At 58.3% G+C, this 23,398-nt stretch carries 17 protein-coding genes; 10 read left to right on the plus strand and 7 right to left on the minus strand.

From position 1 onward, the window contains the following. Positions 1–18: 18 nt before the first annotated feature. Entirely contained in the window at positions 19–1,080 is a 1,062-nt protein-coding gene (locus CA85_RS10295; protein ID WP_146391238.1) for a linear amide C-N hydrolase, read from the plus strand. On the opposite strand, the gene coaE is transcribed toward CA85_RS10295, so the two are convergent. Then, a complete protein-coding gene (coaE, locus tag CA85_RS10300) occupies positions 1,040–1,678 on the minus strand; it encodes a dephospho-CoA kinase (RefSeq protein ID WP_146391239.1) in 639 nt (212 codons plus the stop codon). The genes CA85_RS10295 and coaE overlap by 41 nt on opposite strands. After that, a complete protein-coding gene (hrpA, locus tag CA85_RS10305; protein WP_146391240.1) occupies positions 1,675–5,727 on the minus strand; it encodes an ATP-dependent RNA helicase HrpA in 4,053 nt (1,350 codons plus the stop codon). The genes coaE and hrpA overlap by 4 nt, the downstream gene beginning before the upstream one ends. 178 nt (positions 5,728–5,905) lie before the next feature. On the opposite strand from hrpA, the gene CA85_RS10310 reads away from it, so the two are divergent. The 8 genes from CA85_RS10310 (at position 5,906) to CA85_RS10350 (ending at position 14,719) form a co-directional block, all read left to right on the plus strand. Next, positions 5,906–6,670, plus strand: coding sequence for a hypothetical protein (locus tag CA85_RS10310; RefSeq protein ID WP_146391241.1), 765 nt, complete (start codon positions 5,906–5,908; stop codon positions 6,668–6,670). A 101-nt stretch (positions 6,671–6,771) separates the two neighbouring features. Continuing rightward, positions 6,772–8,739, plus strand: a complete 1,968-nt coding sequence (locus tag CA85_RS10320) for a HEAT repeat domain-containing protein (RefSeq protein WP_246112670.1) — start codon at positions 6,772–6,774, stop codon at positions 8,737–8,739. Between the two features lie 7 nt (positions 8,740–8,746). After that, the gene (locus tag CA85_RS10325) at positions 8,747–8,998 is read left to right on the plus strand and encodes a hypothetical protein (protein ID WP_146391242.1); all 252 of its coding nucleotides are present in this window, start codon (positions 8,747–8,749) and stop codon (positions 8,996–8,998) included. 387 nt (positions 8,999–9,385) lie between these two features. Continuing rightward, complete coding sequence (locus CA85_RS10330; protein WP_146391243.1) at positions 9,386–9,874, plus strand: hypothetical protein; 489 nt, start codon at positions 9,386–9,388, stop codon at positions 9,872–9,874. A gap of 57 nt (positions 9,875–9,931) precedes the next feature. Further along, entirely contained in the window at positions 9,932–10,999 is a 1,068-nt protein-coding gene (locus CA85_RS10335; protein ID WP_146391244.1) for a BPSS1187 family protein, read from the plus strand. A 103-nt stretch (positions 11,000–11,102) separates the two neighbouring features. Then, on the plus strand, positions 11,103–12,593 hold the full coding sequence (glpK, locus tag CA85_RS10340) for a glycerol kinase GlpK (protein WP_146391245.1): 1,491 nt from the start codon (positions 11,103–11,105) through the stop codon (positions 12,591–12,593). Further along, the gene (locus CA85_RS10345; RefSeq protein ID WP_146391246.1) at positions 12,590–14,173 is read left to right on the plus strand and encodes a glycerol-3-phosphate dehydrogenase/oxidase; all 1,584 of its coding nucleotides are present in this window, start codon (positions 12,590–12,592) and stop codon (positions 14,171–14,173) included. Before glpK ends, CA85_RS10345 begins: the two co-directional genes overlap by 4 nt. Before the next feature lie 87 nt (positions 14,174–14,260). Continuing rightward, positions 14,261–14,719, plus strand: coding sequence for a DUF3293 domain-containing protein (locus CA85_RS10350; RefSeq protein WP_146391247.1), 459 nt, complete (start codon positions 14,261–14,263; stop codon positions 14,717–14,719). Positions 14,720–14,743: 24 nt separating this feature from the next. Here CA85_RS10350 and CA85_RS10355 read toward each other — a convergent pair whose 3' ends face one another. The 3 genes from CA85_RS10355 to CA85_RS10365 form a co-directional block, all read right to left on the minus strand. Next, entirely contained in the window at positions 14,744–16,348 is a 1,605-nt protein-coding gene (locus CA85_RS10355) for a sulfatase-like hydrolase/transferase (protein WP_246112671.1), read from the minus strand. 1,009 nt (positions 16,349–17,357) lie between these two features. Next, positions 17,358–18,743: a sigma-54-dependent transcriptional regulator gene (locus CA85_RS10360; RefSeq protein WP_146391248.1), complete on the minus strand. Its 1,386-nt coding sequence runs from the start codon at positions 18,741–18,743 to the stop codon at positions 17,358–17,360. Positions 18,744–19,004: 261 nt separating this feature from the next. Further along, positions 19,005–20,234: a two-component system sensor histidine kinase NtrB gene (locus CA85_RS10365; protein ID WP_146391249.1), complete on the minus strand. Its 1,230-nt coding sequence runs from the start codon at positions 20,232–20,234 to the stop codon at positions 19,005–19,007. 457 nt (positions 20,235–20,691) lie between these two features. Here CA85_RS10365 and nhaA point away from each other — a divergent pair, with 457 nt between their 5' ends. Further along, positions 20,692–22,038: a Na+/H+ antiporter NhaA gene (nhaA, locus tag CA85_RS10370; RefSeq protein WP_146391250.1), complete on the plus strand. Its 1,347-nt coding sequence runs from the start codon at positions 20,692–20,694 to the stop codon at positions 22,036–22,038. A 526-nt stretch (positions 22,039–22,564) separates the two neighbouring features. On the opposite strand, the gene CA85_RS10375 is transcribed toward nhaA, so the two are convergent. After that, positions 22,565–22,984 (minus strand): GreA/GreB family elongation factor, encoded by a 420-nt coding sequence (locus CA85_RS10375; RefSeq protein WP_146391251.1) that lies wholly within the window; start codon positions 22,982–22,984, stop codon positions 22,565–22,567. A 114-nt stretch (positions 22,985–23,098) separates the two neighbouring features. Then, entirely contained in the window at positions 23,099–23,257 is a 159-nt protein-coding gene (locus CA85_RS24845; protein WP_186774855.1) for a hypothetical protein, read from the minus strand. Between the last annotated feature and the right edge of the window lie 141 nt (positions 23,258–23,398).

A 23,398-nucleotide genomic window follows, 5' to 3' on the forward strand; every position in this document is an offset into this window, starting at 1 on the left:
TTGAATGAGCGAGATTTTATGACGAATCATTTCAGCATGCTGGGGGCGATCCTCGGCCTGGCCTGTTCGCTCGTCGTAAGCGACCCCCTCGCTGCCTGCACGGTGATGCGGCTGCAGCGAGGTGAGGACGTGGTCATCGCGCGGAACCATGATTGGGGTACCGACGGTGGATTGCTGATCGTCAATCCGCGTGGAATCGACAAAACCGCGATCTCACCCGTCCAGCCGCATCGATGGGTGTCCCAGTACGGCAGCGTCTCGTTTGCTCAGTTCGGTCGTGAACTCTCCTTCGCCGGCATGAATGAGAGAGGGCTGACTGTGGACTTGCTCCAGCTCCGCGCGGCGGCGTTCCCCGCCGCTGATGCGGGCAAGCCTACGGTCAATGCAGTGCAGTGGGTGCAGTACCAACTCGATACCGCGGCCACGGTCGCCGACGTCGTCGTCAGTCTGGACCAGATCAACCCGATGCCGTTTCTCGCGATGCTCGAGAAAGTGCATTATTTCGTGACCGATACCAGCGGCGATGTCGCGGTCATTGAATACCTCGATGGAAAGCTACACGTCCACCGGGGAGGCGAGGGCGTTTGCGCCCTCGCCAATTCCACCTGGGAAGACTCCAGCCGCGCTATCGCAGCAGACCATGCGAGCAACAGTAGCGAACAGCGGTTCATGCGCTCTTCCTATTTAGTCACCAACGCGGGGAAGCAGCCCGACGATGTCGATCTTGTTGACTACGCATTCGCGGGGCTGAACAAGGTCGCTCAGGATCACACGCAGTGGAGCTTGGTCTATCAACCCGAAGCGATGCGAGTGAATTTTGCCACTCGCGCCGCACCGAAACGACGCTGGATCGAGTTCACCGATTTAGATTTCAATGAGGGAGCCGAACTGCTCTGTCTCGACATCAACGCGGATCTAGCGGGCGACGTCATCGAGCATCTCGAGCCTTTCACCAAAGAGGCCAACCGCCGCATTATCGATGATGCTTTCAATGCGGGTCATGCGGGAATGCTCCGCGACACGGTCAAGGAAATGGTGCTCAACTATGGCGAGAATTTGACTCCGGTTGGAGTTGACTGAGCATGTCGACGATCTGTTCACGCAGATCGTTGACGTCTCCGTTATTTTGGATGACCCAGGAACTGCGCCGGCGTTTTTCTGACCAGGAGAGTTGACGTCGCTCTCGACGGGCTAATTCGGCCGCGTCCCAGCCGCGAGCGGCCAGCAGTTGCTCGTGTCGATCGGCGGAAACCTGCAAGCACCACACCTGGTCGCATTGACTCTCCCAGCCGCTCTCGAGCAACAGGGGAACGTCGAGGATCACGAAGGGCACGCGTTCGGCAGCAGCCTGTTGGATTTGGGACTGGATGACCGCATGGGTGCGAGGATGGATGACGGATTCAAGTTGTTTGAGTCGTCCTTGTGATTCGCCGTCATCACCGAACACCAAATCGGCGAGATCGGGCCGCGAGATCGCGCCCTCGGCGGAAAGGATTCCACTGCCTAAGTGTTCGACAAGCTCGTCGATGACAGCAGGGTCTGTGAGCTGATCTTTGGCGATGGCGTCGGCATCGATCCAGACGCCGCCGTTGGATTCGATGATCCTTGCGACTGTCGACTTGCCGCTGCAGGGCGGGCCGATGACGCCAATGACGATCGTTTTCGGAGATTCTGTCATGACAGCAACTTCTCACATCGTTTGGGGGAAACCTTCACAGCGGTACCGAGCGGTTGTGCGAACTGGCTGACCCGCAGTTCTTCGATCATCCAGCGGAATTCGGAGTCCGCGTTTTCACGCGGTCCCCGCTCCTCTTCATGCTTAGCTGCCAGCCAACGATCCCAAAGAGACTCGATCAATTGTCGTGATTGGGCATCACGCTCTTCGGCGCCAGCTCGGAGCTTATCGAGCCGGTAAGCAATCGCCTGCAGATAGCGAGGTACGTGTTGGAGATGCTGCCACGGCGTCCACGAGATGAACCCGTCACTGAAGAGCCAGGCCAATTGTTCGTCGACATCGGCGGTTGCGGCAGCGAATTTAGCGGAGGACGTTTCCTCGCGGGCGATTCGCATCGCGTGATAGGCGGCGGTGAACTTCGTCAGCCAGGTGGCGACGTCTTGAGTTGCTTCGCCGATCCGGGCCGGGGCTTGCGCTACCCGGGAGGCGAATTCATCGGGCGTGCGAACGATCTCGCGTTTTTCCACGACAGCGAGGCGAATCAGCAATTCCGCCAATGACGATTCGATCACACTTGCCGACAGGATCGGACTGAGCTTCATCTTCGCTTCTGCGATCGCGGGCAGGTGGCGGACTTGGGACCGCAGGTCCTTGCGGCAGGCAATTGCGAATAGCCTCGCCAGTCCCATCCGGCTGCTGGCGTCCGCCGCTGCGGGTTCGGAAAACAACCGTGTCGAAACGAATTCACCCTGATCGACCAAGCCGGGGTACTGCGCCACCTGGACGCCCCCTCGCCGCCGGATGACCTCGGTCGGGAATTGTTCGATGTCCCACTCAGTCATCCGTTGGCGAGACCAATCCTCGGTGTCCGCCGCCGTGTCCTGAGGGGCGTCCTCCTCGGCCGCCGCCGCTCCGAGCGAATGCTTGATCGCATCGACACTGCGGTCGGTGGCCAGCGTATTGCCTTCGTCGTCGACGACGCGGATGAGAAAACGCACGTTTGATTCCAGCTTGTCGTTCTGGAAGTCATCGGCGCGGATTGGCGTTTCGGCGTGCCGCGTTAGCGATTCGCATAGCGTCGGCATGAACGCGGCTTCCCCCCGGCGAGCGGCAATCTCTTGTGTCACGGTTCTCGCCACATCGGCGGCCGGTACAAGCAGTCGTCGCAGTCGCTTGGGAAGCGACTTAATCAATGCTGTCACCTTGGTTTCGAGTTGTCCCGGAACTAACCACTCGAGTGCACCGTCGCTGACCTGAGGAAGTGCCGCGCGGTGGATCGTCAGATGGATCCCATCTTCATCGGTCCCCGGTCGGAAATGGTACTCAAGCGGCAGTCGTGTGGCACCTGCGATCAATTCATCGGGGAACGCCTCTTGTCCGATATCTGCTGCGGAGGTTTCGAGCAGATCTTCTGGTCGCAGGTAGGGAGTGTCGATCTCCTGCTCACGGTTTGGAACTTCAGCTCCGCTGGGCGAACTCGGTGGGTCGGCGAGCCAGGCAGCGAGGTCCACGTCGTCGCGCAGTTGGTTGGCCCAGGGTGGTGTTTCGCAGTTGCGGTCGAACTTCTCCAATCGAGCTCGGTCGCATACCTCATCGGGCAGCCGAGAATGATAGAACGCCTGCAGGGCATAGTCATCGACGACCAGATCTCGCCGCCGAGTTTTTGCTGCTAGTTTTTCGATCGACTCGAGCAGTTGGCGGTTGTGACGTACGAACTTGGCCGTCGTGGGCAGTTCACCGTCGATCAATCCATTGCCGATCATCAGATTGCGAGCTTCGACGGGGTCGATCGGGGCCAGCGGCACGCGTCGTCGAAGGACGACGGGCAGCCCGAAGAGAGAACGCCGCTCATAGCAGAACGCGCCACCCGCTTTGCGGCTCCAGTGCGGATCGCTGAAGGACGACTTGAGCATGTGATCGCCAGCCGCTTCGATCCATCCCGGTTGAATCTTAGCCACGTTTCGCGCGTATTGGCGAGTCGTTTCGACGAGCTCGGCCGCTACAATCCACTTGGGTTTGGATTCGAACACGCCACTGCCGGGCCACAGGAACAGCTTCAGTCCTCCCGCTCCGGTGTACTCGTTCTTGTCGCCTGCCATCGCGACCCCGGACAGCAACCCGGTAAGCAGCGCCTGGTGGATCGACGCGTACCGATCGCTGTCAACGATCGGGGCGATCTTATCGTTTCGTTCCGGCGCCGCATCGCTGTACCGAATCGGTCCGATAGACACTCGTTGTTTCGATCGGCGGGAGCGTTTGGCGGAGCGACGGTGGTTGGCATCGGGATCCGAGTTTCCCAAACTGCTCGCGGCGAGTTCCTTGAGTTGGCGATAGACGTCGGACCACTCTCGCATCCGTGTGGGCGATAGAAAGTTTTGCCGCAGCACGCGGGTCATTTTCCCCCGGCCGTACTTGGAGCTCATCTCGTCGTAGAAACGCCACAACCGCAGCAGGCTCAGGAAGTCGCTTTCCGGGTCGGTGAAAGGCGCGTGGGCTTGGTCCGCTGCGGCACGTTTCTCAGGCGGCCGGTCGCGCGGATCAGGGATCTCCATGGCCGCCGCGATCGGCAGGACTTCGGGCAAGACGCCGTGCTCGGCAGCCCCGATCAGGATACGTCCGACACGCGGGTCGACGGGCATTCGGCCGAGTTGCCAGCCAATCTCGGTTAGGTCTCCATCCTCATCGACGGCGCCGAGTTCTCTCAGTGTTCGGAAGCCTTCGCGAACCGCTTCGATTCGCGGCGGATCGATCAGTGGAAAATCTTCGATCTTGCCTAATCGCAGGATCTTGCTTTGCAGGACGACACTGGCCAGGTTCGTGCGGCGAATTTCTGGGGTGGTGAACGCATCGCGGCTTTCAAAATCCTCCGCATCGTACAATCGCACGGCGATCCCTGGACCGATACGACCGCACCGGCCGCTGCGTTGGTTTGCGCTGGCGCGGCTGACCGGTTCGATCGGCAGTCGCTGCACCTTGCTGCGGACGCTGTAGCGACTGATCCGGGCGGTCCCCGAATCGATTACATAGCGAATGCCGGGGACTGTCAACGAAGATTCTGCGACATTGGTCGCGAAGATGATGCGTTGTTTTCCGCCACTGGGATGGAAAATCGCTTGCTGAGCCGATTGCGGCAACCGCGCATAGAGCGGTAGCAATTCCACACGGTTCTCGATCCCAAGTCGTTTGAAATGGCCGCCGACTTGGTGCGAGACATCACGGATGTCACGTTCGGTCGGCAGGAACACCAGCGTGTCGCCTGTCCCGTCACGGCGCAGCGACTCGATTGCCGAGACCACGTGGGCTGCTAGATCGTAACCACGCGTCGCACCGGTATCGACATCTTCCCACGGCAAGTACCGCAGTTCCACGGGATAACCCCGGCCCTCTACGCGTAGGATGGGTGCTGGGACGAGCTCCCCGGAGTCGGCGTCGGTGTTCCCGAAGTGCTCTGCAAATCGCTCTGCATCGATCGTTGCCGACGTGATGATGATCCGCAGTTCGGGGCGGCGGTCCATCATCCGCCGCAACAGTCCGAGCAGAAAGTCGATGTTGAGGGAGCGTTCGTGCGCCTCATCGATGATGATCACATCGTAGGCATTGAGGTCCGGGTCCGATCCGGTTTCGGCTAACAGGATCCCGTCGGTCATGAGTTTGATCTGCGTGCGTTCGCTCGTCTTATCACCAAAGCGAACCTGGTAGCCGATCTCATTGCCGAGCACGGTGCCGGTTTCCTCCGCCAACCGGGCCGCGATGCTGCGGGCGGCCAGACGCCGGGGCTGGGTATGGCCGATCATCCGATCGCGACCAAATCCCGCCTCCAAGCACATCTTGGGGAGCTGCGTGCTCTTGCCGCTACCGGTTTCGCCGCAGATGACGAGGGCTTGGTGCTCGCGGAGCAGCGATACGATCTGATCGCGATGCTCCGAGATCGGCAGGTCATCGGGAAAATCGAGTGTGACCGGATCGCGATCGCTGCGTTTCGCCCGCGCCGGGGCTTCCGGACCGGGGGGGAGCGGCGATGTGAGTTCGGGACTACGGGGTTTCTGATTCAAAACGTTCTGGGGATTCTCGAAGAGTGCAACTCGTCAATGGCCTGGCATTTTAGGCAGCGAGTCGTTTTTCTGGCTAGGTCGGGCGTGGAATCCTCGCGGGTTGGCTTGCGGCATCCGAAAGTGCTACTTTGGTAGTGCATCGATCTCTTCACGACCGCTTCCGCTGACATCACCCGTCATGGCCCTTTCCTACTCTTCCGGCAAAAAGAAAACGACGGCGGCGGGTGTCGCGATCGCGATCTTGATTGCGTTGTACAGCCTGGTTCGCCCTAGCATCAATGATGCGACCGGGTGGAGTCTGCCAGCGATCGCGCAGTCGCAGAGTTCGTCTGCGCCGAGCCAAAGCGAGTCCAACGGGACGACGGATCCCTCTGCCCAGCATCGCTCTGCTCCGCCAAAGTCGGACTCGCTCCAGTCGGCGTCGGGGACCGATGTTCCCGCAGCAGTCCCGGGGGCGAGAGCACCGTCCTCTCCAGCGAATACGGACGATCCTCGGGTCGATCCCACAGCGAACCCCAGCCCGACGGATGCCGGCTCGGTAGCGGACCCGTCGCTGAAGTATGGCCTGCTCAAAGAGATTGGGACTGAGCGATACGTCTCTCCTGCGGGCCTGCTCTACACGCCCGGCAGTGCCGAAGGTCACCGGCTCGAGCACCTTCGCCGTCATACTGAAGACCAACCCAACCGGCCCGGCAGTCACGGGGTCTTCGATGGCGGGATGGAGGGGGCGTTGAAGACGATTGACCAAGCCTACGAGAATGCGAAGATTGGCAAACGTACCACGAAACGGACCGATCGTGACCGCACGATTTATACCTCCGACATGGGCCGCCGGGTCGGGTACGTCGGTGGGCGAGAAGGGAATCAGAGACACAAACCCATGGCCCGCCGCGTCCAGATCGTGCTCGAAGGCAATCGGGTTATCACCGCTTTCCCACGCTAGAGAATCGGTCCATTGATCTGGTGCTGCTCTCAGGTCACGCTGGCGACGACGCCAGCGACGCGGTTCTCCCCAAAAATCCATCTTTCCAGGATCCCACTGACGTGACACGACTTCGACCCGACTCCGACAGCTCCGTCCCCGAGGCGTCATCTTCCCAGGCCGGCGAGGCCACTCGCCTGTGTGTTGGGAAATGTCCGATCTGCCACGACGGTCTGTGTGCGGTCCGCGTTTACTTGAATGAGCAGGGCCAATTAACTCATGGTTTGGTCGTGTGCGATGAATGCGACGCGATCTGGACTCAACCGGACCTTCGCAGTGCCCATGTCTATCCCGATGCTGAGTCGCCGCAGAGCCCGGTCAGCGGCCAGCCGTTATTTGACCCCGAGCACAGTCGCTGGGCGACTGGCGATGACGTCGCTGCGTTGGGATGGTCGGCCCAAATCGATGCTTCCCTGACTCTGTCCACTCCGCCAGCCGAAACGCTGGCCGCTGCAGCAGCCGAGCAGCAGTCTGACGAGCGGCTCGACGGGATGCTCGTTCCCGATGCGGACGATGTCGAGGCGGGGTTGGCGTTGAAACAGCTTGTTGACGACGCGACGATGACCGGCCCTCGTTTGGTCTCCCTCCTGGCGGCAGCGGCGGATCGGCTGCCCGATGCTGATCCCGCCGTGCTCGGGGGTTTGTTGCGTTTGATTCATACCCGCGTACTGCATGCCCAGGCCGCTGGTGACGACAAGCAACTCTCTGGATTGCCTGTCGATTCCTTGGTCCGAATCCTGACGGCGTTGTCGCCGGAGGTCGCCAACCGGCACCTGTTGTTACAGCTACTGGCGCTGATGAGGACCCCGGAGTCATTGACTGCGCTCGTGCAGACATTATCGGATTCGCCGCCGCGCGGCTGGATGGCGGCCGGACAAATTCTGAGCCCCTTGATGCAGCACGACGATTGGCCAATCGACCGTGTCTTTCCGGGATTGCTCGATTGTCTGGGGGAACCCTCGATGGCCGCCCCCATCCTCGATCTCGCCGGGCATTTGGTCCGCAGTGGGCGAACCCAAGACCGCGATTGTGAACCCCAACATCCCGCGGCCGAACGGATCACCGCGCTCAACGCTTTGCTCAGCCAAGTCTCCGATCGGCTGGCCAAATTTGAAGAGGACCCACGTAGCTTTGGAAGTGATGTCGAACAGGTCCAAGCAATCCTGAGTGAAGCTGTGGCGCTGGCGGTGTCTCTCTGCGATGCGGTGGGTTTGATCGGCGACGAAAGTTCCATTGCCCCACTCAACAAAGCCGGCCATCTGCGACATCGCCGCGTGCAATGTGAAGCGGCCGGCGCGCTGGCGCGTTTTGGCAATCCCGCTGGCGTAGAACAACTCATCGCGCTGGCGCAAGAGCCATCGGCACGATTGCGCGCGATCGCTTACGCCGACGAACTCGGCATTGGTGATCAAATCGATGTCTCCCACCGCAGCCCCGAGGCGACCGCTCAAGCCGAAATGGCCTTGTGGCTATCCCAGCCTCAACAGATGGGGGTGCCGCCCACATCCGTCGAGGTCGTGGACTCCCGCCGGCTACTGTGGCCTAGTTTTCATGATCCTGTTGATGTGTTCCTAGTCCGCTATCAGTACGATTTCGGTGACCGCAGCTATAGCAACATTGGCATTGCCGGCCCCACTGTCTTTTCCCTCAGCGCCGATGTAGCCGATCTGCCGCCCGAAGACATCTATGCGATCTATGCTGGGTGGCACGCGGAACATGAGGACATCTTTACCGTGCCAGCGAGTGAGCTCAACGAAGCCCAGCGACGATTGATCGAACCGCTGCAGTCGTTTCTGCAGCGCCATGATTACGAAGACGTCAAAGCCGCGCTATTGGGGTTCTTCCTCGAAGAAACCGCCGCGGTGTTCACCGCCTCCCGGGCCGGTGTCGCCTGCGTCGCGGTCACCGATGGACTCGAAATCATGGATTTGCCTACGGCGGGCCGGATGCGACCGGCGACGCCTGCAGACCTTTTCCATCTCTACAAAGGCCGAAAGATGTTGCGGACCTTCAACCCGCAAGGCATCTGATCAACGCATGAATCCGTTCCCCCTCGGACCGCTCCTGGAGAGCCAGACAAGAGTTCACCAGGATTTTCTCGAGTTCGCTCAGCAGTGGCAGCAGACACGTGCCAGTTGGCGTGACGAACCCGCACGCAAGTTTGAGCAGGAATCGCTCAATCATTTGGCACCGACGCTCACTCGAGTAGCAGCCGCTATGCAGGATTATGCCGATGCGGTCCGGAGTGCGGATCGGCTGCTGGCGGATCCAGAAGATCTTGATCGGTAAAGGTACAGATTGTCGCTTTAGGAAGTGGTGGGGTGCCCTCTGGGGACGCTGCTGGGAATTATTCGCTATAATCGGACCATGGTCAGGCGGTTTGTGCGAACTACTGGCATCGAAGTTGCGTTGAAATACCAGAAGCGTCGAAATCACTAATGATCAGACACGCTGCTCACAATTAATCGCACTTCCACCACCCAGCGAGATTTTTCGATGTTCGTTCCCGCCGATGTCCCCTCCTTGGTTCAAACTGTTCACGGCCTGGAGTACAGGGTCAGTCGCACGCCGCAGCAAGCGCCAAGCAAAACGACTAAAGGTGTAAGCAAGTCTCGCAGCACCGCTGGCAAGAAGAAGCCCCTCAAGTCGCGAGGCGGATCGCAATGCGGTTAACCGATGGCACGGGATGTTTCCGATCGCGAGGATTTGTTGGCCGAGGGTGTCAATCTTCCCCAGCGAGGACGCGTTTCACGCACGTCGGACGATCATCAATGGGTCGTCGGTTGGCGAAACGATACCGCGATCAGTTTGTTCGACGGGGCGGACCCGGTCTTTCAGTTCAACACGGCCGGGGAGCTGCGCCGTGTTTTTCTCGACGGTCAGAAGTTGGCCGCCGAAGCACGGCGATTGGTGCGTCTGGTCCGTTCGAGTGATCAGGCGGGACCGATGAGCCATACCCAGCAGCCACTCGGCAGCGAGGAGCAGACCCGGGTGATGCAGTGTCTCGCGACAAGCACGGCCGATCTGATGAAAGTCCTCTCGTGCGGCGACGTTCGAGTCGAGACGGTTGGCATCGATCCGCATCACTTCTTAGCGCGGTTGAACGATTGGCTGGCTTCACAGGCAGAAGTCCAGATCGCCCACGGGCCCGGTGTGGTCGGGTAAGATATTCGTCTGCTTTGCAGCGAATTGAATTCCCTCCCCACCTCTCCATCGTTACACATGACATTAGCTCCCCTGGCTCACTCTTGGTTGTTGCTCTCTCTCGCCGTTTGCCTGACGGTGTCACCCGCGTCGGCGGAAGATCCACCGGGATCAGCTAACGCAACGAGAGTCGAGGTAGAGGTTCGTGCCAGTGAAGTCGATCCACGAGTGAAATCTTACCCCGAGATCGGCTATCTGGTAGAGACTCCAGATGGGAAACCTGCCGACGTCGAGCACGCCTGGTTCGACCCCAACGTCCCCGAGCGGGGACGCGTGGTGATTTGGTTGATGGGCCACAACCCAGCCCTGTTCGAGCGTCTGACCAGTTATGGGCTGCATGCCATCCACGTCCAGTACGCACGCCAATGGTTTTCCAAGTGTTGCCAAGAACGGCCCGTTGGTCCGGAATGCCGTGGCAACATGCGGCTCGAAGCGTCGACGGGAATCGACGCCAGCGACGAGGTGGCAATCGCGAAACCCGATGCGATGAACGAGCGCGCCTTTCGGTTGGTCAAGTGGCTTGCTGATCAGAAAACGCCCGGTAATTGGGGGCAGTTCTTGAATTCCGACAGTACCGACTTGGATTGGGACAAAGTGATCGTGGCGGGCGCGTCGCACGGCAGCACGACTGCGGCGCGGTTTGCGAAGCAGCAGAAGGTGGCCCGCGTCGTCGCGTTGTGCGGCCCGCGAGATCAACACCAAACGTGGCAGGCCCTCCCCTCGGCAACGCCCGCTAACCGCTACTTTGCGTTCTCACACGTCCTCGACCAAGGCTGGACCGAGGATCATTATTGCCGCAGCTGGGAGATGCTCGGATTGAATGAGTTCGGCCCCATCGTCAACGTCGACCAAGTCGCACCTCCCTACAAAAACACCCGCCGGCTGATCACAGACGCAGACGTGGGTGGCAATCCCGGGCGTGCCCACGGTAGCGTCCAACCTGGGCGATCGGCCATCAAAGACAAAAAAAGCGGCGAGCTTATTCATGAATCCGTTTGGAAGTACCTTTTCACCCACGACGTCGATCGAGTCGGCGACGCCGTGCCGCTGGACCCGAACTGCGACCACGAACAGGCCCAGCAATAACGTCTAACGTCGCTCAGCTATTAGCATCACCCAGTAAACCAAACCCAGAATATCGGCCGCCGGATCGCGATTGCGACCCACCGCGGCTCCCGGAGACAACCTCATGAAATACATCTTGGCGCTTGATCAAGGCACAACCAGTTCGCGGGCGATCCTATTCGATCGCGAAGGAGAAATTTGTGGCATCCAATCCCAGGAACTGACCCAGCACTACCCGCAATCAGGCTGGGTCGAACACGATGCCACCGAGATTTGGGAGTCGCAACGCGACGTCGCTCGCGAGGTGTTGCGCAGCAATGAGATCGCAGCGACCGACATCGCCGCGATCGGAATCACTAACCAACGCGAAACGGTGGTGCTATGGGATCGCCAGACGGGACAACCGCTGCACAAGGCAATCGTTTGGCAAGATCGACGGACAGCCGATTTCTGCGATGGGTTGCGTCGGGACGGCCATGCGGAAACTATCGCCGAGAAAACAGGTCTCGTGATCGACCCGTATTTCAGCGGCACAAAGCTGCGATGGCTGCTCGATCACGTTCCCGATGCCCGACGCCGAGCCGAACGTGGTGAGCTGGCGTTTGGCACAGTCGACAGTTGGTTGCTGTGGAATCTCAGTGGTGGCCAAACACATGTGACCGACGTCAGCAACGCGGCCCGAACGATGTTGTTGAACTTGGAAACACTCGACTGGGATCCAGCGCTGCTCGACCTCCTCGACATCCCCCGAGCAGTCTTGCCGGAGGTGCGTCCCTCCAGTGAAACGTACACCCAATCGACTTCGGACTTCCTAGGGCAACCGATCCCCATCGCAGGTTGCGCCGGAGACCAGCACGCCGCGTTGTTCGGACAGAATTGCACCGAGAATGCGATGGCGAAGTGTACCTATGGAACGGGCTGCTTCGTTTTGATGAACATCGGGACCGAACCTCTCGCGTCTAAATGCAAATTACTAACCACGATCGCGTGCACCGGAGGCGATCGTCCGGAGTTCGCACTCGAAGGCAGTATCTTCATCGGCGGTGCGGTGGTGCAGTGGCTGAGGGACGAACTTCGCATAGCGGAAACGACCTGTGGAGTCGCTGATCTTGCTTCGACCGTCCCTGACAGTGGAGATTGTTACCTCGTGCCCGCCTTCGCCGGACTCGGTGCGCCTCACTGGGACCCGTACGCTCGAGGAACGATCGTTGGTATCTCTCGTGGCACCACATCGGCGCACCTGGCTCGCGCAGCGATCGAAAGTATCGCATTTCAGGTTGCCGATGTACTCGATGCCATGAATGCGGATACGGGCATCGCTGTGAAAGAGTTGCGGGTCGACGGTGGCGCCAGTGCGAATGATTTTCTGATGCAATTTCAAGCTGATATCTTGCAGGTCCCTGTCGAAAGACCGCGAGTGATTGAAACCACTGCCCTCGGCGCGGCCTTCCTCGCGGGGCTGGCTGTCGGTTTTTGGAAGAACCTTGGCGAAGTGGAATCCATTCGCAAAAGTGAACGCGTTTTCGAACCCTCTATGCCGCTCGCCGAAGTACAGCAACGTCGAGCCCGATGGCAGGAAGCTGTGAAACGAAGCATGGGATGGCAGACATCATGAATCGCGAAAGTTATCTCAATCAGGTTCGCGGCCAACGCGATCCCTTTGATCTTGTCGTTATTGGTGGCGGTGCGACGGGTGTGGGAGTTGCCTTGGACGGCGCGGTCCGCGGGCTGTCCGTCCTTTTGATCGAGCAGAGCGATTTTGGCAAAGGCACATCGAGCCGCAGCACGAAACTGATCCATGGGGGCGTGCGGTACCTACAGCAAGGCAATGTTTCCTTGGTGCGGGAATCGTTGCGCGAGCGGGCACGGTTGCAGGCCAATGCTCCACACCTGGTGCATCCCCTGCCGTTTCTCGTGCCCTGTGAATCACTCTGGCAGCGGTTCATGATGCGAGTTGGATTCGTGCTCTACGATTTGCTCGCAGGCAAAAGCCATTTTCCACGCGCATACGGCGCTTCGCCCGAGCGGGCCAAACAGGCGGCCAGCACGATCCAGTCGCGGCGAGTGCACTGGGGTGGCGTTGTCTATCACGACGGCCAGTTTGACGACGCACGCCTGCTCATTCACATGGCCATGACCGCGGCGGAGCACGGCGCCTGTGTGCTCAATGCTGCTAAGGCGGTGGATTTGCTCCATGGCGAGGACGGCCAGGTTTGTGGAGTGACCGTGGAAGACCAGCTCACGCAAGCACGGCACGATGTCCAGGCACGGTGCGTGATCAATGCGACGGGGCCCTTCTGTGACGAGCTTCGCCGCAACGACGATGCGACCGCTGAACCGATCATCGCTCCGAGCCAGGGCGTTCACGTCGTATTGCCACGGGAATTCTTGCCCGACGAGACAGCGATCATTGTCCCTAAAACATCCGATGGCCGTGTCTTGTTCTTGATCCCGTGGCACGGCCATGTTGTCGTGGGCACGACCGATACGCCGATCGAGCAAGCGACGTTGGAGCCCACCGCCCAACAGGAGGAAATTGACTTCCTGCTCCGCACCGCTGGCGACTACCTGACCCGCACGCCGACGCGCGAGGATTGCCTGAGCGTCTTCGTCGGAATCCGCCCGTTGGTCCGTCCCCCAAGTCGCGGGAGTGGTACCCGAGGAGATACCAAATCTATTTCGAGGGACCATACCATCCTGACGTCCAAGAGTGGCATGATCACGATCACGGGAGGGAAATGGACCACGGTTCGTCAGATGGCGGAAGATTGCATCGACCGCGCCGTCGAGCAGACGGATTTGAAAACCAATGGCAAGTCGACAAAGGAGCTACGGCTGCACGCGGCGACCCAAACGCCGAGCGATTCGGTTTACGGCACGGACGCCGATCTCATCGATCAACTGATCGCCGTCACACCGGAGCTGGGGGAGCCACTCCACCGCGAGCTCTCGATTCGCCCTGCTGACGTCGTCTGGGCCGTCCGCCACGAGATGGCGCTGACAGTCGAAGACGTCCTCGCCCGTCGCACCCGAGCGATGTTCCTCCATATCGAAGCCGCCAAGTCCATTGCCCCGGAAGTTGCTCGTCTGATGGCCGATGAACTCGGCCGTGACCAGGCCTGGCAAGACCAACAGATATCCCAGTTCCAAGCGACCGCCAAGCATTTTGAAATCGTCCCCAACCTTGAGCCGTAGGCCGTCAGGCCTCGGGTATCACGCACTGCAAACCATGCTCAGCGATCCCAACGATTGAACCTTTCCGTTAAACCTGTTCCGCGTCCTATGTCTACGCTTCCCAATCCGCATCACTCATCAGGGATGGACCTCACTCCCAAATCTCTTTGGCGTACCTATGGCGAGTCGTTGATTGTCGACGAGCGGATGGAACGGGTGTACGCGGGGCCGCACGCCGACGATTTGCCCTTTCGAGCTCCGTGCTTTGTGATCACGGCTTGGAATCCCATGTCCGAGCCAACCGGTGAAGCGGACAATCTTGCTCGCAATGAGGAATTGTGGAACCGTCTGCAAGATCAAACCGATCAAATCCGAGCGGTGGTGGGGCAGTCGCCTTGCGGTGATTGGAAGGAGGATAGTTTCCTCGTAGCGGGGCTGGCAGAACAGGAGGTCTTGCAGATGGCGACGGATTATCAGCAGCGAGCGATCTTTCGACTCGATGATGAGTCAAAGTTTGTAATCGACCCCCAGGGCAATGTGCGCGATCACGGCGCACGCTGTCAATGAGCAGCCGATGCGATGCATATCGAACTATTCTTGGTTGGCTTCATCGGCATAGGTGCCAATCAATGCATCGGGTTCGTCGAGATCGACTCGCCATTGAGGCGGTGGGATAAATCCATCTCTGCCAACGGAATAGGGAGGTACCGCGTCGTGGGGTTGCAGTTTGCGATAATCCAACAGCATCTGGCCGAGTTGATTGACCCGGCTGGGGTGCTTGTCGGCGAGGTTAGTTGTTTCATTGGGATCCACGCTCAAGTGGAACAGTTCGATGCGATGGTTGGCGTCGGTGAGCTGCTTTTTCGACATCAGTCGAGGGCCGTTCACTTTCAATTTCCAACCATTGTGCAGGACCGCAAGATGTTCATTGTCGATTCCGGATTGTCCGTGATAGGAAAACCATGGGCGTTGATTCGACCGCGCGGACGATGCAGCCTGATCACTGTCGAGGGATGTTGCCGCGGCGTCGGTTGTCGAGCCGGATGTGGCCGATGTTTCGCTTGCCAGTCCGCTTAGCAGTGAGATACCGTCGATGGGTCGGTCGTTTTCAACGGCAACCACCCCGCCGGCGGCTTCGACAATTGTCGGTAGTACGTCGATGTATCCGCATATCCGTTGGTTCTTCGTTCCTGCGGGCAATCGGTTCGGCCAGCGGACGCACGCAGGTACGCGGATGCCTCCCTCGTACACCGATAGCTTGCTGCCCCGCAGCGGTGAATTCAGCCGCGGTAGCGATCCAATGCCACCGTTGTCGCTGAAAAACCAAACAATGGTATTGTCCGCCTCGCCTGAGTCAGCGATCGACTGGAGAATCTGCCCGATGCCCTGGTCCATTTCCCAGATCATGGCGTGGAGGGTCGCTCGGTTTTTCGCCTTTACTCGCTTTCGCCCTTGTTCGTTCTTGGTCTTGTCGTTCGTGAACCGGGCAACAGTTTCCTCGGGCGCTTGAAAGGGAGAGTGTGGGGCATTGAACGGGACATAGCAAAAATACGGTGCGTCTGAGGCTGCCGAGTCAGTGATCCATTGGGCAGCAGCAGCAGCGATGAGGTGAGTCGAATAGCCTTGCTCGTCCGAGGGCTCGGCATCAACGTGCCAATCTCGGACCTCATCGCGAGTCAATTCAAAATAGTCGATCGCGCCGTTGAAATGCCCATGAAAATGTGTGAACCCGTGGTTCAAGGGATGCCATTTCGAACGTCGGTGTCCGAGATGCCATTTGCCAAAGACACCGCGACGCGAATAACCCAGTTCAGCCAGACGCTCCGGCAGCGTCAGTTCGTTGTTTGGAAGACCGAAATCGCGGTACGGTGGGATGACCGCCCGGGCGGCACCAAAGCGAATGGGATAACGTCCCGTCATCAATCCCGCCCGTGTCGGTGAACACATCGGCGCGACATAGAATCGGTCCAGCTCGACGCCTTCGCGCACCAGTTGATCGATGTGAGGCGTTCGGAATTGCTTGTTGTGGTACCCCACACTATTCCACCCCAAGTCGTCTGCTAGGATCACTACCACGTTTGGACGATCATTGTCCGCTGCATGCACGGAAGCTGCATTGCGGATTGGTAGGATAACTACAGTGCAGATTAGAAGGGTGAATGTCACGAGCCCTCGCATCCGGGAATGTGAAGACATCCAGCAATCATTGGCCCGGCATGGGTTGTGACTTGGCGTTCTAGCAAGGGGCGGGAGCATATGGATTCTTTGATCAGGAATAGATGACGATGTGTCAACTTGAGTTGACGGAAGGCAATCGGTGGTGACGCCATCACATTGAAATGAGGCTGAAAAACCTCAAAACACGTACTCTACACGATTGGCGCGAGCGTTGCATTGATTATTGAGTTGTCCCAACTTACTCAGTCGAGAAGGCAGTCGCTCAGAATACCCGCTTGGGATTCCAGCCTCATTCTCGGCGTTTTCGGTATAATCGGAGATACTCGGCATGCTCTCGTTGAAGACGACACCCACCGCTTTATTTCGCAACGAGACGGTCGAGCTCCGGCAACCGAGAACGCCCTACCGACCGGCCTCGAAGGTATCGAGATCGTCCCAGGGCGATCGATCCCGACGGGGGGGGACGAATGATGTTGATAGTGCCCGGGTTGAGGAGGACAGGTACATAATCAAGCTTGTATTGTTCATGCTGTTCGTCCTTATCTTGCCCGCTTTCTTGATGCTACTCTACGTTGCTTGGAACCCGAGCGCCTTTTAATGGCTCATCCGACGGAAGCGTGCGCGGAGCCCAGGGGGAAGGTTTTTCTAGGCATGGCTCTCGTATCCCATGATCGTTCAAAAATGCGTCCCTGACGAACAAACGCACGCCAGGGACCGACAACACCATTGGCGTACCGCTTTTGCAGGGAAACGCTGGCGACCGAGATATCCCTTGCCAAGCCAGCATCTCTGCAGAGCTCGGCTCCGTTTCTCCCGGCAGTGCCAGTCTAACATTGATAATCACATCCCACAAATAAATCCTTCGATACGGGAGCCATGCCTTGGAAATCCCGCTCACTCGGCTCACCGCAGCGAAACCCACAATAATTCCTGATGGACCAGGATTTCCGGTGCACAGGGTCTTTGAACAAGCTGAGCCAATATCGCAGCGCGCCACCAGCGGCCTGAAGTTTCTGGGGCGACTCATCTATCGGTAGTCATCTGCATGGATGCCATGGCGTTTGAGCAGTTTGTTCATGCCCTGCCTTGAGAGACCTGCTTGGCGCGCGGCACTGGCGATCACTCCTTGGTGTTTTTCGAGCAGCTCGGTGAGGTATGCTCGGTCGGCAGTATCAAGAGCCTCGTCGCGAGAAGCATCTGCCAGTCCCGGTCGCTCCGCATCGGGCTTCATGGTGGGGTCGCAGAGCGGTGCGGGCAGGTCCGCGGGCTCGATCGTGTCTCCACGCGCCAAAGTAAACGCCCGCTCGATCACGTTTCGCATTTCGCGAATATTGCCCGGCCATCGGTACTGCCGAAAACACTCAAGGGCCTCGGGCGAGAAACCGCTGATCGTGGAATTGGTTGGTCGCAAGTGTTTTCGAAAAGCTTCGGCCAAGAGGATCACATCGTCTCCTCGATCGCGCAGCGGCGGCAATTCAATATGGATGACAGCGAGGCGGTAGAACAAGTCTTGACGGAAACGCCCCGCATCGACCTCGGCTTGTAAATCCAGGTTGGTAGCGCAAATGAATCGAGTGTCTACCTTGATGGGTTTGTGGTCACCGACGGGGGTGAAGGTTTGCTCTTGGATAACTCGCAGAAGCTTCGCTTGAGATGCAGCAGGCAGTTCTCCCAATTCATCAAAGAACGCAGTGCCGCCATCGCAGGCCCGGAGCAACCCTATCTGGTCTTTAATTGCTCCGGTGAATGAACCTTTGATATGGCCAAAGAGCACGGATTCAAACAGTGGTTCAGGGATGGAGGTGCAGTCAATTACCTGTATTGCACAATCGCGACGTGGGCTGTGGTGATGGATTGCTCGGGCAATCACCTCTTTGCCTGTTCCGCTCTCGCCCGTGATCAGGACATTGGTATTGCTCGATGCGACCCGCTCGACAATGTCGAGTAGTTCGAGCATTGCTGGGCTCTCACCAATGATCTCGGGAAACGTTTCATGCAAGCGAACGTTGGGAGAAGGCTCCGGGGCGGTCTGAGCTGGAGTCGGTGGATGCTGCAAGGCTCGCTGCACCGACGCCAGTAATTCTTCGAACCTGACCGGTTTGAGCAAATAGTCGGCGATCCCAAGCCGGACACTTTCGATGGCCGATGGAATGGACGGGACGCCCGTAACAACGATCATCGGAACATGCGAATGCTTCGCTCGGCCCTCTCGGAGCAGTTCGAGCTTGAGATTGCCCGGCATATTGAGGTCGGAAAGAATCAGGTCGAAATGATGTTCATTGAGCACACTGATGGCGTCGGCTGCGTCCTCAACGCAGACGCATTCAAAGCCTTCATCTCGCAGTAGTTCAGCGGTCGTGTTGCGATAGAGCGGTTCGTCGTCGGCGATCAGGATGCGTCGTGGTTGATTCATAAGAAGAATTGGGAAGGGCCTGGAAGAAAGGCCTGCCATCAAGGGGCGGGCCCATGGAAGGCGAGTCAATCGATAGGGGTGTTAAGAAATAGCGGTATGAAGAACCCGCGGCTAGCGCCGTCGGCTCACTAAGCAGAATACGATGAATACGTGTCGGTTTTCGTAGTGGACGAGGCGACGAGTCCTGCGGCTTTGGACTCGTCGCCTCGCCCATTGCGACAGAAATTGATCGTGCGTTGCTAAGTCCACGCCATTGGAGGCTCATCCCCCTTTTTCGAGCGACTGTAGGCGTCGGGGGAGTCTCACGGTGAACTTCGTGTCCTCCCCCGGCGTGCTCGTTGCGTTAATCGTTCCTTCCATCGCCTCAACGATGCCATGGGAGACCGATAGCCCCAGTCCCATTCCTTGGCCGATGGCTTCTGTCTTGGTGCTGAAGAATGGATCGAAAACCTTGCTGATCACCGAGGCGGCGATGCCGTGCCCCTGATCGGCGACCGTGATGGTGACGCCGTCGCGGTCGGTGGAAACGATAATCGTGACCTGTTGTCCCGGTTGCGACGCCTGGATCGCATTGCGAACGAGGTTCAGTAACACCTGCTTGACTTCACCCGAACGCAGTATCACCTCGTCGTCGCCGAGAGACCCTGATGGCTGGAGAGCTTGAAACTCAGACACCACCTCTACATTCGTCTTGCGTGATAACGGAAGGGTGAGCGCAATGACCTCGGCGACCGCCTGCCGGACGGAAAACGGAGCCACGTTCTGCTGGCTCGGTCGATAGAGCTGATACATCTGGTGGGTGATACCGCTGATGCGTTCAATCTCGCCATCGATCAACTCCAATTTGTCATAGTGTTTGACATCTTGAGGGAGGTGTCGTTTGAGCAGCGCAAATGCATTGCGGATGCCCGCCAAGGGATTGTTGATCTCATGAGCGACCCCGGCGGCAAGTTCACCCAGTGCGGCAAGTTTCTCGACTTGAAGCCGATGCTTCTCAAGCTTGGCGATCTGAGCGGTGCGTTCCTGGACGAGTTGTTCGAGATGTTCATTGTGCAAACGCAGTTGCTCTCTCAGTTGACGCTTCTCCGAAACGTCACGGACGCTGGCCCGAAACCCTAGCGAGCGGCCCGTCGCATCCATCATCGGTTGCCAGGAAACAGCGCACCAGCATTGCGATTGATCACGGTGTAAAGCGCGAAATTCGACATTGTTTGCTGTGCTTCCGGTGCGTCCTTCTTCGAAACAGCGAGCCATCCTGTCACGGTCTTCTGGTGCGATCAGCTTCAAGGGGTAGTCGGCCATTGCCACGCATTCGCGGGGCGTGTAGCCCGTGAATCGCTCGACGGCTTGATTGACCCAGAGAACCTCGCCGTCGCACGAAAACCAACTCTCCCAGTCGAACGTGAATTCGCCGATCATACGGAAGAAACGCTCGGGGATCGGGTCGCCGCGCTGGGGCGTAGATTTGGAGGCTGATTTCATAGAGTTCATTTTAACCAGAATGGCATTCCCGTCGCGTTAGGGCACCTCCGTGTGAGACTCATAAAACTTTTTCACGTCGGAATGGCACGTCAAACGTTACCGCAAACTCCGGACCGACGAGTGAGGCAATGCGATGCCTGCGAAGGTCGATCGGCCGCTGATGCTGGGCCGAATGCGCGTATCTCACTCAAGAATTGCCAGCGATTTCTATCACGCATCGTCAACTTGAGTTGGCGCGGTGGCATTGACATTGACGCTCTGGGCGTGAGATTGTGGTGTCGTGGCTTCACCAGGCGTGGATTGCCTGATTGGCCCATCCCTTGCGTTGGTTTGCCTGCTCTCGCTCCCCACGGTAAAGCGTTCGCTGCCAACCGATGGGGAGCCTACCGTGGTGCGACAGTGCACGGCGTCGTTTCTCACTTTCTATCGACGAGGGTGAGCGGTCTACCAGAATTCTCGAGGTCCGATGAAACATCCTGAATCCCAAACCCTGCTGCCTGTCCAACCTATCGACCGATGGCTGCGGCCCCTGGCTCGGTTCTTGCATATTGAGGCCACCAGCGGAATCCTGCTGATGTTCTGCGCGGCGATCGCATTGATTGCGGCGAATTCTCCTTGGTCCGCATCCTACCTCTCGTTTTGGCAGACGAATGTCACGCTCGGCTTCGGCGAGTTTGTCTTTAGTCATTCTCTGCACCACGTCATCAACGACGGGCTGATGGCGATCTTCTTCTTTGTGATTGGATTGGAGGTCAAACGCGAATTAGCGCATGGTTCACTGTCTAATTTTAAGCAGGCCTCGCTCCCGATTGCTGCCGCGATTGGTGGGATGATTGTTCCTGCTGGGCTCTATCTCTCCATCCAGTATGGCGAACCTGGAATGCGCGGCTGGGGTATCCCGATGGCGACGGATATTGCGTTCGTCGTCGGCTGTTTGGCAGTCCTTGGCTCACGCGTGCCACATAGTCTGCGAATCTTGCTCCTTTCATTGGCCATTGTCGATGACATCGGTGCCATCTTGGTCATCGCCATCGGGTATACCGATTCTTTGGACGGCCGGTATCTGGCATTGGCGGCGTGTGCGATTGCAGTCGTCCACCTGTTTTCGCGAATCGGCGTTCGTCGCTTTCTTCCCTATATCGCGGTGGGTGCGGTTGCTTGGGTCGCCTTGCATGAATCGGGGATTCACGCCACTTTGATCGGTGTGATCTTAGGTCTGATGACTCCCGCTAAGTCGACTTTGGTCCCCGAGCGGTTTGGAGACTATCTGCTCGAGAAACAGGGTGAGTTCCAAGACCAGCGGTGGACGACGCGAAGCCATCGTGCCGAGGTCATCAAGGAAGTTCAACGGCTCTCGCGTGAAACTGTTTCGCCACTAGAGTACTTGGAAGTGACGCTGCATCCCTGGACGGCCTACGTCATCATGCCGGTCTTCGCGCTTGCGAACGCAGGCGTGTTGATTGAACCAGCCAACCTGATCGACTCAGTCGCTGTCGCGGTCATGCTCGGATTAGTGGTGGGCAAGCCGCTCGGCATTGTGCTGTTCAGTTGGCTGGTGGTTCGAGCCGGCGTCGCTCAGTTGCCCGCCAGAATCAGTTGGCCTGTGCTCTTCTCAGGCAGTTGCTTGGCAGGGATCGGTTTCACGATGGCATTGTTCATTGAGGGATTGGCATTCGGCGCCGACGGGCCCGACACAGCCAAGACGGGTGTGTTAGTGGGGTCAGCCGTCAGCGCCGTTGCCGGGATTAGCTTGCTGTTATGGACGCTGCCGAAGCAAACACCCGAAACGGACGCAGCGCCTCCAGATGCCTGATACGCATTGGCGGAGTCTGCCGGCTCGGCTCCCTGTCGAGCGAGCCGGGCCGAGAAACAGGTTTTCTTCCGCCCCTGCGGACAACGCTGTTAAGCGTTTCTGTCAGCCGTTTCGGCGATCGTGGGCTGCCTTGAATCGACGTCGGCGCCGCAATGGTGAGCCAAGTGTCCGAGGTCACCGGGTATAGCCATTCACCCAGCCGCGTACCGGGCTGTCAATTGGATAACCCGACGAGTTAGCAACACACGATGAATCAGTGTCGGTTTTCGTAGTGGACGAGACGACGAGTCCTGCGGCTTTGGACTCGTCGCCTCGTCCACTGCGACAGAAATTGATCGTGCGTTGCTTAGCGAGGGGTTCGATGTGATCCCTCGTTGAATCGCCGGGTTATGACTTTCACGCTAATTCACTGACAACGAATAAATCGACAACCCGTAACGCGTCTGACAGCGAGTATCCGCAGCAGTTACGGATCACCTGGTGCTAACGCCCAAACCGCTCGTTCTTTTTGAGATCGAACGCGCTATTAGAGATTGAACGCGCCGACTCGCTCGGGCTGGAACGATAGCTTGTCGATTCGTTTGTGCGAATCTCGCTCACCAACTTGAAACTGCAACGTCTCCCCGACCCGGCGGCCAAAGATTTCCGCTCCCAATGGAGAGAAAATCGAAAGTTTGCCTTCGGCGATACATGCTTCATCAGGATAGACGAGCGTGTAGATGTCGGGTTCGCCTCGGTCGAGGTCGTGCAAATAGATCGTTGAGTTCATCGTCACGATGTCCGGTAGCATCTCCGGGGACTCGACAACGGTGGCACGCTGCAGCTTCTCACGGAGCGCCTTCAAGTGGGGGCGTTGGCCGCCCATGACAAGCATCAGTTCGCTATCAAGGAACTGTTCGAGTCGCTGAAGGTCGGTACGAGTAACGGCAATGATACGAGTGGTCATTGGAGAGTTTGGACTCAGGTTGGAAAGGTTCACGAAACGAAAACCTCAGTGACGGAGAAACGGATTTCGAGCACAGGTGTTCGGCGGGACCACCAAGAACAATGGATGCGTTGCTTAGCTACCATGCCAGCGTAACAACACGCCGATCACGAGTAACAACAATACGGCGATTTGACCGAGTAGGACTTCACGCGACGAGTAGACTGAGCTCGCCAGTTGGAGTTCTTGTTCGGTTTCGACATCGGCTGGGTAATCGATATTTCGCATCAACATGACTGGGTTCCTTTCAAGGAGACAAGACAGTGACCTCATCCGTGGATTGCATGTCATCTGAGAAAGCAACCGCTATGCCATGGCGTCCCGGAGGACTCGCTCGCGCGTTTTTACCCCGTGATTTGCGGGGAAATAACTATT

The organism is Allorhodopirellula solitaria, from assembly GCF_007859855.1.
GTDB classification, from domain to species: domain Bacteria; phylum Planctomycetota; class Planctomycetia; order Pirellulales; family Pirellulaceae; genus Rhodopirellula; species Rhodopirellula solitaria.